The following is an 11161-nucleotide window of genomic DNA, read 5'->3' on the forward strand; positions in this document are numbered from 1 at the left end:
AGAATCCTTTCCGCCGCGGCGGCTATAAGAAGACATGGAACACCTACTGGTCGTCCCGCCCAGGTTTTAGCGAATTGCGCGACGGATTTGGCAAACTACTTGCCACCGGTATCAGCTTCTCGCTCGGACTCCAACTATTCGTAGTACTCGGCGGCATCACCCGCCTGATTCCACTCACGGGCCTCACCGCGCCCTTCCTCGCGCAAGGTGGCTCGTCCATGGTTGCCTCGTGGATCTCCGTGGCCCTACTGCTACGCATATCCGACGCGTCGCGCCGCCCTCCGCGCAGGCCGCCTTGTTCCCGGCGTGCGCGGCGCTCCCGGTATAACAATCAAGAGATTCGATCCGAGTTTTGAAAACCGATCTTCCGTATCTTTTTGAACGCCTTGGCCGATCGAAACCAGAGCAATCACGGAGGCTACCCCGATGATAATCCCCAGCATCGTTAAAAGGGATCTCATTTTATTACGAACCAAAGCCTGCCAGGCGATTTGTAAATTCTCCCAGAACATACTACGCATTGTCGGCTACCATCCGTTCCTGCGTCACGATTCCGTCCCGCAACACAATATGGGATTGCGCGTAAGCGGCAATATCCGCCTCATGAGTAACCAGAAGAATCGTCCGACCTTGGCGATGAAGCTCCGTAAAAATTTCCATAACTTCCGCGCCGGATTTGCTGTCCAAGTTCCCCGTCGGCTCATCAGCCATAATAATCGCAGGGTGATTGACCAAGGCGCGAGCGATGGCGACGCGTTGCCGTTGACCGCCGGAAAGTTCCGTCGGTAAATGATGCAGACGCTCGCCCAGCCCCAGTTGCGTCAATAGTTCGCGTGCGTATTCCGTTCGTTCCGGTTCCGGTGTGCCCGCATAAATCATCGGTAATTTTACATTTTCCAAAGTCGATAACTTAGTGAGCAAGTTAAAGCTCTGAAATACAAATCCGATTTTTTGATTGCGCGTTTGCGCCAATTGATCATCGGATAGTTGTGCAACTTCTTCGCCGTCCAATTCATACGAGCCGGAGGTCGGACGATCCAAACATCCTAAGATATTCATCAAGGTCGACTTGCCCGAACCCGAAGGTCCCATAATCGATAAAAATTCACCGCGCTCTACGGAAAGGGATATTCCTTTCAGTACCGGTACTTCCTCTTTTCCCAGGCGATAGTTTTTAACAATATTTTTTAACGCTATTACAGGAACACTCATCATTTCACCTAAATTCGCGGATGATGCGTTACCGAATTACCCGCTTTATCCTCGCTGACACTACCGCTGGTCACAATGGTATCATCGGCGTTAAGGCCGGAGACAACTTCCGCCTGAGTATCTGTAACAATACCGATCACTACCGGTGTTTTTTCCAGCTTATCGCCCGCTTTTTTATATACATATTGGCCGTTCACATCGCTGCGCAGCGCCGTGATCGGCACCAACACGACCTGATCCTTCGTTTCAGCAGCAATGATCGCACGCGCTGTCATAGACGGATACAATGCACTGATTTCATCGCTGTTAACAGCCACGTATACCGTATAGTAAATAACCGCTGCACCGGAGGAGTTTCCGCTCGAAGCCGGCGTACGAGAAATGTCCGTCACATGCCCGTGGAATTTCCGATTCGGATAGGCGTCAACCGTAAATGTTACATTTTGTCCTGCCCGGACCTGACCGATGTCTGTTTCATCCACCAAAAGACGAATCTGCATGGCAGAAAGGTCGGCAACTTTCACAATGATCATCTGATTAGACAAACCCTGCGCTACCGTCTCGCCCACCTTCATCGGTTCACCGATCACTACGCCGTCCATCGGCGCGATAATCGTCGTGTCGGACATATCCGCTTGCGCTTTATTGTAGGTCGCCTGCGCTGTTTCATAGTTCATTTTCGCATCCGCCAATTGCTGATAGGAAATTGCTCCCTCGGAATACAATTGCCGGTACCGTTCGTAAAAACTTCGCTTATTGTCTAAAATGCTTTCCGCCTGACTTAACTGACTTTCCGCCGACTTTGCAGAAATGACCGCCAGCACGTCACCTTCATGGACCTCCTGATTTTCTTTCACAAGCACCTGCGTTAACGTACCCGAAATGTTGGCGCTCAGCTTTACTTCATTAACCGGTTCGATCGCGCCTGTCGCGTCAATCGAGCTGGCAATTGAACCTGTGGTGACCTGCCCCAACACATAGGACTCTTTGCTTTCCGCCGTCCGATGTATCCACCACCAAAGCCCGGCCAATACAAGCAATAAAAAAAGCAATCCCCAAACAATTTTACGTTTATGAGTCTGCCAAAATTCGTTTCGATTCATCATTTCCCTCGCTTTATCGAAGTCACATGGATGCCTCTTTTGTCCTTTTATTATAGCATAGTACGATCTTTGTATTAGCAATAACAGGTTCGCAGTATCTCCCCCTACATAATAAAATCGGTGCTGTTATATGATATAATATTTCTACTCAAAGGAGGCATCATGCAACATCTTGACCAACCCCGCCAAATGTGGCGGCAATTTTTTTCTATTTGGATACCGCTTTTCTTAACTCAATTATCCCTTGTAGCCGGAGGTTTTTTTGCCGCTACGGTAGCCGGTCGGCATAGTACTGTGGATCTTGCCGGTGCGGCGGTCGGTGTGAATTTATGGGTACCGGTGTTAATGACTTCAATCGGCCTTTTCATGAGCCTTACACCAATTATTTCCCAGCTTTTGGGCGCCAATCAAACAGGAAATATATCTTCCATTGTGCGGCAAGGTGTCTATCTTTCCATAACTATCGGTTTAGTAACTATTTGCATGGGGAGCTTTCTTCTTCCCTCGATGCTTGATAACTTGGGACTGGAACCAGCTGTACGCAAGGTTACACAGGGTTTCTTAACATTTATCGCCTACGGAATTATCCCCTGTTTTATTTCTGTCACACTACGTAATGTAGTCGATGCTCACGGTTATACTCGTATTTCTCTTTCAATTATGACGACAGGTTTTTTCCTGAATATTATTCTGAACTATGTGTTTATTGACGGCTATGGCAGCATTCCTGCATTGGGCGGTGCCGGAGCGGGACTGGCAATTGCGATTTCCAACAGTATGAACTGTTTGCTCTTTTTCTTCGTCATGCTTTTCTTGCCGCCCTTTTCCCATTATCGTATTTTCAAGGAATGGGAAGGTCTTCATTTCGCAAGATGGAAGGAGCAGCTGAAGATCGGCTTACCAATCGGCGGCGCCAACTTTTTGGAAATTTCCTTGTTTTCTATCGTCGGACTTTTAATCACGAGCTATGGCACACAGATTATTGCCGCTCATAATGCCGCCAATAACTTTTCCAATGTGCTCTACTCACTTCCTCTTTCCGCCGGTATTGCCGCTACGATTTTATGCGGGTTTGAACTCGGTGCCAAACGCTTTGATTTTGCTTTACGGTACGCCCGCATGGCACAAGGTTTTACGATTAGCGTGGCGGCTATTTTATTTATTCTCGCCTTCTTTAACTTCAATTCGATCGCCGGTCTTTATACCAATGATCCGCAAATGATTGCACTCACTGCAAGTTTTATGGTGTATGCCTTGATGTTTACCTTTGCAGATGCTACCGGCGTACCGATTCAGGGCGCGCTGCGCGGTTATAAAGACGTGCGCTTCGTATTTATCGTTTCATTATTATGCTATTGGTGCATCGGTCTGACCTTAGGCATTTTCCTATCCCGCTATATGAGTTTAGGGCCATACGGTTATTGGATCGGTATTATTTGCGGCTTGCTTGCTGTTTCTGTTGCCTACAACGTACGTCTCATCTATCTCAATCGCAACCGGCATAAAATCAAAACCGCTCATTAAAAAAGAGACCGTTACGGTCTCTTTTTTTGTTCTTTGTTTATTTTCTGACGATACAATGTAATCACATCTTCTACCGGGATTGAACTCATCGCAATATTGCGATTTTTTTTAATCTGCAAATCGGCATCTTGCGCATGTTGCGCCGTCACATAATCTCCCTGAGGATTGCGAAACGGACCGCTGCGTTCCGGACGCGTCGGACCGTATAAACCGATGATAGACGTGCCGTATGCGTTGGCAATATGAAGAGGACCCGTATCGCCGGAAATATGCATGTGCGCATGTTTCTCCAACGCCAGCAGTTCACGCAAGCTCGTTTGTCCTGTCAGATCTGCCGTTCTTTTCGTTCGGTCTCCCTCGACCAAGCGTTGCGCCAGCGGAGTGTCAACGGCGCTTCCGGCAATGACGACATGCCGGCCGTCAGCAGTTATCTGACCGATCAGTTCCCGCCAGGACATTTCCGGCCAATCTTTTCCCGCCCCGCGACTACTCGGCGCAATCACAATATATTCATCGGTCACGCCCAAAGCCTGTAACTTTTGCCGCAACGTGACTTCGGCATCACTGATGTCACACAAAGGATACGCAATCCGGTCGATATCCGCCCCGAAATATTCCACCACGTCCAATAAACGCTCCGTGATATGACCATATTGATGGACGCCGACAATCGGCTGGCTTACCAGTCCGCTTCCTTCGCGCGCCTCCCAATATCCATAACGCGCTTTTGCGCCGCTCAACCGCGCCACCAAAGCGCTCTTAGCAAGCATCTGCAAATCCAATACCAGATCAAACGAGCGCTCCTGTAATTCTCTATACAATTCACGCCAATAGGAAGGCTGGCGAAGACGATTCCGGTTAATCACCACTTTATCGTCCAAATAAGGAGTACCCGGCAAAATATCTTTGAATGCCTGATGAACCGCCCAAGTAATATGCGAGTGCGGATACTTCTTACGCAACGCAAACAGTGCCGGCAACGCGCAAATAATATCGCCGAGCGAGCTCATTTTAATAATTAAGATACGTGCTTGCGGCAAATTTAATTCCATTGAAGGTCCCGTACACACTCATGCATAAATTCCTGCACATTACCACCGGTAAATAAAAATCCGCGAATACCCGCGCGTTCGGCGGCCGCCACATCCCGTTCACTGTCACCGATCAAAAACGCATCTTCTCGTGCGATACGGTGCTTACTGAGCGCCTGAATAATCATGCCCGGCCGCGGTTTCCGGCAAACGCAATCCACGTCATACTCTTTTACTTTGGCATGTAAGAGATGCGGACAATAGAAAAATTCGGTTACTTTTCCGCCCGCTTTGGCAAACTCTTCGTTCAGCCAGCGGTGTAAAGCCTGCACATCATCTTCCGTGTACATGCCGCGCGCTACACCGCTTTGATTCGTCACAACGAAAATCAACCAGTCTTGTCGGCTCAGTTCGGCAATCATTTCCCGCGCTCCGGGAATAAATTCCACTTCGTCCGGACGGCTCACATAACCGTGATCAACGTTGATTACTCCGTCGCGGTCTAAAAATATTGCTCGTTGTGACAATTTAATGAACTCCTTTATTTCGACTGACAATAGTAGCAATAAGCTTGGTTGTAGAGTATCCCTCCACAAAGGGAATAATTTGTACGCGATCGGCGAATTCTTTGCCGACGACATCGTCCGGCGAGTAATCGCCGCCTTTGACCAATACGTCGGGACGAATCTCCTGAATCAGCTCATACGGAGTATCCTCGTCAAAAATAACCACTGCGTCCACCGCACGTAGCGCCGCTAAGTGGTAAGCCCTATCTTCCTCCGAAACAATGGGCCGCAAGCTTCCTTTTAAGCGTCGTATCGAGGCATCCGAATTGACGCCGACGATCAAATGGTCTCCCAATTCCGCCGCTTCATCCAAATACGTCAAATGTCCGCGATGAATCAAATCAAAGCAGCCGTTGGTAAAAACAATGGAATCACCCGCATCACGCCATGCTTTTACCGTTTGTGCAAGCTCAGACAGTGTCAATACGGCAACATCCCGATGGACATTATCATTCAATGAAGCTACCAGTTCCGATTGCGAAATCGCATACGTCCCCACTTTGCCAACCACTACGCCGGCGGCACAGTTCGCCAAATGCAGCGCAAAACGCCGCGGTAATTGGGCTCCTATCGCCGCAGCAAGCACGGCTACCACCGTATCGCCCGCCCCGGAAACGTCATATACTTCCCGCGCCAACGCCGGATGCTGAAAACTGTGTGATTCATTATCCACCCAAAGAATGCCTTTGGCAGAACGTGTTACAGCTACTTGCTGCACCCCCGACTTTTTCATCAAGGCAAGCGCAGCCGTTTTTATTTCGCGTTCGTGATTCGCAATCGTTGTTCCGTAGGCTTCGCTTAATTCTTTCAAATTCGGTGTCACAAGGGTGGCATTACGGTAGCGAGACCAATCCGCCTGTTTCGGATCTACCAGAACCGGTACTTTCGCATCACGGCTAATTTGAATTACTTTTTGACAAAGTGATTCCGTACAAATTCCTTTGCCGTAGTCAGAAATCACTAAGGCCGCACAACCTTTTGCAATTTCCCTTGCAATCTGCTCACAGATGCGGGAAACGGTACGTTCCGAAATATCCTGAATCCGTTCCTGATCAATCCGCAGCATTTGTTGTTGTACACCGATCACGCGTGTTTTTGTCGTCGTCTGTAAGGCTGCATCCGTCAATATGCCGCTGTCGTCGATGTCGTTCGCACGTAAGACCTCACAAAATTCATCGGCCGCGCTATCATCACCGACAGCACTGATCAAGCGTACAGGACACCCCAATCCGCGCAAATTGGCGGCGACGTTAGCAGCACCGCCCAAACGTCGTTCCGTTTTTTCGATACGATGCACCGGCACCGGCGCCTCCGGCGAAATGCGCGCTACCTGACCGAACAGGTAGCGATCCAACATGACATCACCGACCACAACAATACGTAAAGCATCTAATGAACGGAAAAAACGCTCACCATTCGTGCGCATATTCATCCACCATTTCACACCAAATATGTCCCGTTAAAATATGCATCTCCTGCACACGGGCTGTCACATCGCTCGGCACATGCAGCACCAAGTCACAGCACGTATCCATTTCGTTACCTTGGGCCCCCGTCAAACCGATAATTGTAAGCCCGTTGGTTCGTGCGATCTCGATTGCTTTCAGTACATTGGGGCTGTGGCCGCTCGTGGAAATCGCCACCAATACATCTCCCTTTTGCCCCAAAGCCGCTACTTGACGGGCAAATACGTCTTCGTAACCGTAGTCGTTCGCGGCGGCGGTCAAAATTGAAGTGTCCGTGGTCAACGCGATCGCCGGCAACGCACAACGTTCATCGTGGTAACGCACAATCAGTTCAGCTGCCAAGTGTTGCGCATCCGCCGCCGAACCGCCGTTACCGCAAAATAAGATTTTCCGCCCGCGCTGCAAAGCATGGCAAATGATTTCTCCGCTTTGTGCTATTTCATTCGCATGCTCCTGATAAGACCGGGCGACTTCTATATGCTCATGAAGTGCATTGGCGATATCCATTATTTACCTGCCGGCAGTGTGTCGTTAAAGAAGCGCATGGCATTTTTGTGACTGATATGGTCAATATCGTCCGCGGAGAATCCTTCTTTTTCCAGTGCTGTAAACAATTTATCCATTTCGGAAGCATCATGAATTTCAAGGTAAGGCTGGATACCGTCAAAATCCGTTCCCAACGCGACCGTTTCGATTCCTGCCATGTCAGCGATATATCGAGCATGGCGGGCAATATCCGACGCCTTGGAAACCAATAGCGGCGTATCTAATTGAGGTGCCGGAATCGGTCGTTCGCCGATCGCCACCTGATGATATTCTTCTGTCGTCAGCGGCGCCAAAAGAATTTTCGGATTATTCACTTCGGAAGGATCTGTAATCGGCTTCGAACCGACAAAATTTCGCGAGAAGTTTAAGCCGATGACACCGCCTTTTTCCCCAAATGCACGCAATAAATCATCCGGCAAATTGCGGGGGTGTGAAAAAACGGCACGCGCATTGGAGTGGGAAGCCATCACAGGCTTTTCGGCGCGTTCCAACAATTCTCTCGTACCTTGATCGTTCAAATGGCTCGTATCGACGATCATGCCGTTTGCCTGCATCCATTCGACAAATTCCCACCCGCGTTCTTTAAGGCCTTTATCCTTGCCTTCCGTACCGTTCGGAAACGCCAATTCATTTTCATAGTTCCAAGTCAATGTGACAAGCCGGACACCGTCCTCAGTAAACGCCTTTTTCAGTTTTTGCAAGTCGCCGCCAAAAACACCGCCCTCTTCTACGGAAAGCAATGCGCCGATGATGTGATCATGACGGCAGGCTTCCAGATCTGCAAGAGTGCGAACCTGGCGTACTTTATCACCATATTTTTTGACGTTCGCCAAAAATGTATCCCGCATTTCGCCATAGCGAACATACGCATCGGGATGTTCTTCAAGATCTACAAAAATCGCAAAATCCTGCAACAAATAATCTGACTTTTGCAACTTCTCCAAGTCGATATTCCAAACATTTTTATGTAAATCGCCACCGGCAGGTACATCCAGCAGTTTCATCAATGTATCACAATGTAAATCGATGATCATTTCGACTCATCCTCTCTTTCTTTCCGTTCCTCTTTGGCCATCAACGTTTCCAGTTCCGCCATAAAATCCTTCAAACCGCTGAACCGACGGTAAACGGATGCGAAACGAATATACGCCACCGGATCCAGATCGCTTAGCTTCGCCAAAACCACTTCACCCAATTCTTCCGAGGAAATTTCCTGCACCAGACGATTGCGCAGTTCCCGCTCCACAGAAGCCACCAATTCCTTCATTTGCTCCACACTGACTTCCCGTTTTTCGCAAGCGCGCATCAATCCGCGTAACAGTTTATCACCGTCAAACATTTCTCGATGACCGTCACGCTTAATCACCATCAGCGGCGCTTCTTCGACCAATTCATAAGTGGTAAAGCGTCGATGGCAGGACAAGCACTCCCGACGACGACGAATGGCATTTCCATCGTCTGTCACCCGCGAGTCGGTTACTTTTGTATCAGCATGTTGACAAAATGGGCATTTCATTTTGGTTCCCCCTTTACCCATATGGGACAATGCTTTCGTTAATGAATGTCCAGATATCGTATTTATTATAGCATGCATACCAAAAATAGCGGCAGGTATAGTTCCTGCCGCTATTTTTTAAACCACTATGTTAACAATTTTTTGCGGCACAACGATCACTTTACGAATCGGTTTACCGTCGATAAATTCCTGCACTCTCTCATGAGCAAGCGCCTTCGCTTCAATTTCTTCTTTCGTAGCGTCCACTCCCACCTGAATAGTAGCTCGAACCTTGCCATTCACCTGCACGGCAAGTTCCACTTCAGCCACCACCAATGCCGTCGGGTCCACTTCCGGCCAAGGCGCCTCATGCACGCTCTTTTCCGGTTCCCCCAGCGCCTGCCATAACTCTTCAGCGATATGCGGCGTAAACGGCGCCAGCAAGATCACTAAGTTACGCAGTACTTCACGGCGTAAACTGTCGGGAATATCCTGTACCCGCTCCGCGTAATCATGCAAAGCATTTACCAATTCCATGATCGCGCTGATGGCAGTATTGAAATTGTAGCGACCGTCTAAATCGCTCGTCACTTTTTCGAGCACCCGATGAGTCTCGCGACGTAAATCCTTATCTTCGGAAGTCAATTCGCGCTCTTGTGTCGGCAGTTCCAGGTAACGCCCCACAATGCGCCAAACACGATTCAAAAAGCGGAATGCTCCTTCTACGCCGCGATCGCTCCATTCCAAATCGCGTTCGGGCGGAGCGGCAAAAAGAGTAAATAGCCGTGCCGTATCGGCACCGTACTGAGCGACCAATTCTTCCGGCGAAACCACATTGCCTTTTGACTTGGACATCTTGCTGCCGTCTTTTAACACCATGCCTTGCGTCAGCAGTTTATCAAACGGTTCAACCGCTTCCGTCATGCCGGCGTCGTGCAATACTTTCGTAAAGAAGCGGGAGTATAAAAGATGCAAGATCGCATGTTCAATGCCGCCGATATACTGATCGACATTCATCCAGTAATTGGCCTTATCTTTACTGAACGGTTCCCGGTCGTTTTGCGGATCCGTATAGCGCAAGAAATACCACGAAGAGTCAATGAACGTATCCATCGTATCGGTTTCGCGACGAGCTTTTTTACCACACTTCGGACACGCTGTAAACAAAAATTCTTCATTCGTTTCCAGCGGAGATACCGCCGCCTTACTATTGAAGTCCACATCGGTCGGCAAACGTACCGGCAAATCTTCCTTGGGCACGGGCACCATGCCGCAGTGCGGACAATAGACGACCGGAATCGGCACGCCCCAATACCGTTGACGGGAGATCAGCCAATCACGCAACCGGTAGTTGACATGCGCTTCGCCGATTCCTTGTTCCTGCATTTTTCCCGTAATCTTGCGACGAGCCTCTGCGCTGGTTAAACCGTTAAATTCACCGCTATTGATCAAAACACCGTCTTCCGTATAAGCATCATCAAGTTTTTCAGGTATCGTATCCGATGTGCCGTCGGTTACGACAACATGGATCGGCAAATTATATTTGCGGGCAAAAAGAAAGTCACGTTCATCATGCCCCGGTACGCCCATCACAGCACCGGTACCGTAGTCCACCAATACATAATTGGCCACCCAAATCGGCACCTCTTCACCGGTTAAGGGATGAATCGCATAACCGCCGGTAAAAAGGCCGACTTTTTCGACATCTTCCGAAGTACGGTCGAGCTCGTTGACGTTTCGCATTTCTTCGACGAATTGGCGAACGGCATCAGCTTCTTTTTTGCCTTCAATAATTTTCTCGACTAACGGATGTTCCGGCGCTAACACTACGTAGGAAACACCGTACACAGTATCGACACGTGTGGTATATACGGAGATGGTTTCCTCCGGCAACTCTTTCACACCGAATTCAAACTCGGTACCTTCGCTGCGACCGATCCAATTTTTTTGCATCGTTTTAACGCGTTCCGGCCAACCCTTAAGGAGATCCAGATCATTCAATAAGCGATCCGCATACGAAGTGATTTTTAAGAACCATTGCGAAAGATTTTTCTTTATTACCGGCGTATCACAACGCCAGCAGCAGCCGTCCACTACCTGTTCATTCGCCAGTACGGTACCGCAATGTTCACACCAGTTGACTTTCGCTTCTTTTTTATACGCAAGACCGCGCTCCATGAAGAGCAAAAACAGCTCCTGCGTGAACCGATAGTAGCCC

At 49.0% G+C, this 11161-nt stretch carries 12 protein-coding genes; 2 read left to right on the forward strand and 10 right to left on the reverse strand.

Annotation, left to right across the window (positions count from 1 at the left end; all coding sequences use genetic code 11):
* Positions 1-74: 74 nt before the first annotated feature.
* Positions 75-356 carry an FtsW/RodA/SpoVE family cell cycle protein gene (locus KH813_RS06875; RefSeq protein ID WP_369694435.1) on the forward strand — a complete coding sequence of 94 codons (282 nt, stop codon included), beginning with the start codon at positions 75-77 and terminating at the stop codon, positions 354-356.
* Here KH813_RS06875 and KH813_RS04400 read toward each other — a convergent pair.
* From KH813_RS04400 to KH813_RS04410, 3 genes are read right to left on the reverse strand one after another with little or no spacing between them, the layout of a single operon-like run.
* On the reverse strand, positions 252-521 hold the full coding sequence (locus tag KH813_RS04400; protein WP_303993715.1) for an ABC transporter permease: 270 nt from the start codon (positions 519-521) through the stop codon (positions 252-254). The genes KH813_RS06875 and KH813_RS04400 overlap by 105 nt on opposite strands.
* Positions 514-1212 carry an ABC transporter ATP-binding protein gene (locus KH813_RS04405; protein WP_303993718.1) on the reverse strand — a complete coding sequence of 233 codons (699 nt, stop codon included), beginning with the start codon at positions 1210-1212 and terminating at the stop codon, positions 514-516. The genes KH813_RS04400 and KH813_RS04405 overlap by 8 nt, the downstream gene beginning before the upstream one ends.
* Positions 1213-1220: 8 nt before the next feature.
* Positions 1221-2315, reverse strand: a complete 1095-nt coding sequence (locus KH813_RS04410; RefSeq protein WP_303993721.1) for an efflux RND transporter periplasmic adaptor subunit — start codon at positions 2313-2315, stop codon at positions 1221-1223.
* Between the two features lie 162 nt (positions 2316-2477).
* Here KH813_RS04410 and KH813_RS04415 point away from each other — a divergent pair, with 162 nt between their 5' ends.
* On the forward strand, positions 2478-3839 hold the full coding sequence (locus tag KH813_RS04415) for an MATE family efflux transporter (protein ID WP_303993722.1): 1362 nt from the start codon (positions 2478-2480) through the stop codon (positions 3837-3839).
* Between the two features lie 11 nt (positions 3840-3850).
* Here the strand turns inward: KH813_RS04415 and KH813_RS04420 are convergent, their stop codons facing one another.
* From KH813_RS04420 to leuS, 7 genes are all read right to left on the reverse strand, one after another.
* Entirely contained in the window at positions 3851-4891 is a 1041-nt protein-coding gene (locus KH813_RS04420) for a glycosyltransferase family 9 protein (protein WP_303993725.1), read from the reverse strand.
* Positions 4882-5397, reverse strand: coding sequence for an HAD family hydrolase (locus KH813_RS04425; protein WP_303993728.1), 516 nt, complete (start codon positions 5395-5397; stop codon positions 4882-4884). Before KH813_RS04425 ends, KH813_RS04420 begins: the two co-directional genes overlap by 10 nt.
* Position 5398: 1 nt before the next feature.
* Entirely contained in the window at positions 5399-6862 is a 1464-nt protein-coding gene (gene rfaE1, locus KH813_RS04430) for a D-glycero-beta-D-manno-heptose-7-phosphate kinase (protein WP_303993731.1), read from the reverse strand.
* Positions 6846-7409 (reverse strand): SIS domain-containing protein, encoded by a 564-nt coding sequence (locus KH813_RS04435; protein ID WP_303993733.1) that lies wholly within the window; start codon positions 7407-7409, stop codon positions 6846-6848. The genes rfaE1 and KH813_RS04435 overlap by 17 nt, the downstream gene beginning before the upstream one ends.
* Positions 7409-8482, reverse strand: coding sequence for a dipeptidase (locus tag KH813_RS04440; protein ID WP_303993735.1), 1074 nt, complete (start codon positions 8480-8482; stop codon positions 7409-7411). The genes KH813_RS04435 and KH813_RS04440 overlap by 1 nt, the downstream gene beginning before the upstream one ends.
* Positions 8479-8964 carry a transcriptional regulator NrdR gene (gene nrdR, locus KH813_RS04445; protein WP_303993738.1) on the reverse strand — a complete coding sequence of 162 codons (486 nt, stop codon included), beginning with the start codon at positions 8962-8964 and terminating at the stop codon, positions 8479-8481. The genes KH813_RS04440 and nrdR overlap by 4 nt, the downstream gene beginning before the upstream one ends.
* Before the next feature lie 117 nt (positions 8965-9081).
* A partial coding sequence (leuS, locus tag KH813_RS04450; protein ID WP_303993741.1) for a leucine--tRNA ligase occupies positions 9082-11161 on the reverse strand: 2080 nt, incomplete at its 5' end.

It is taken from the genome of Negativicoccus succinicivorans, from assembly GCF_018373335.1.
GTDB lineage: Bacteria > Bacillota > Negativicutes > Veillonellales > Negativicoccaceae > Negativicoccus > Negativicoccus succinicivorans_A.

Bases quoted from the DNA above. Each gene is read 5' to 3' on its own strand.
- KH813_RS04400 (WP_303993715.1), bottom strand. From the start codon at position 521: ATGCGTAGTATGTTCTGGGAGAATTTACAAATCGCCTGGCAGGCTTTG.
- KH813_RS04405 (WP_303993718.1), bottom strand. From the start codon at position 1,212: ATGAGTGTTCCTGTAATAGCGTTAAAAAATATTGTTAAAAACTATCGC.
- KH813_RS04410 (WP_303993721.1), bottom strand. From the start codon at position 2,315: ATGAATCGAAACGAATTTTGGCAGACTCATAAACGTAAAATTGTTTGG.
- KH813_RS04415 (WP_303993722.1), top strand. From the start codon at position 2,478: ATGCAACATCTTGACCAACCCCGCCAAATGTGGCGGCAATTTTTTTCT.
- KH813_RS04420 (WP_303993725.1), bottom strand. From the start codon at position 4,891: ATGGAATTAAATTTGCCGCAAGCACGTATCTTAATTATTAAAATGAGC.
- rfaE1 (WP_303993731.1), bottom strand. From the start codon at position 6,862: ATGCGCACGAATGGTGAGCGTTTTTTCCGTTCATTAGATGCTTTACGT.
- KH813_RS04435 (WP_303993733.1), bottom strand. From the start codon at position 7,409: ATGGATATCGCCAATGCACTTCATGAGCATATAGAAGTCGCCCGGTCT.
- KH813_RS04440 (WP_303993735.1), bottom strand. From the start codon at position 8,482: ATGATCATCGATTTACATTGTGATACATTGATGAAACTGCTGGATGTA.
- nrdR (WP_303993738.1), bottom strand. From the start codon at position 8,964: ATGAAATGCCCATTTTGTCAACATGCTGATACAAAAGTAACCGACTCG.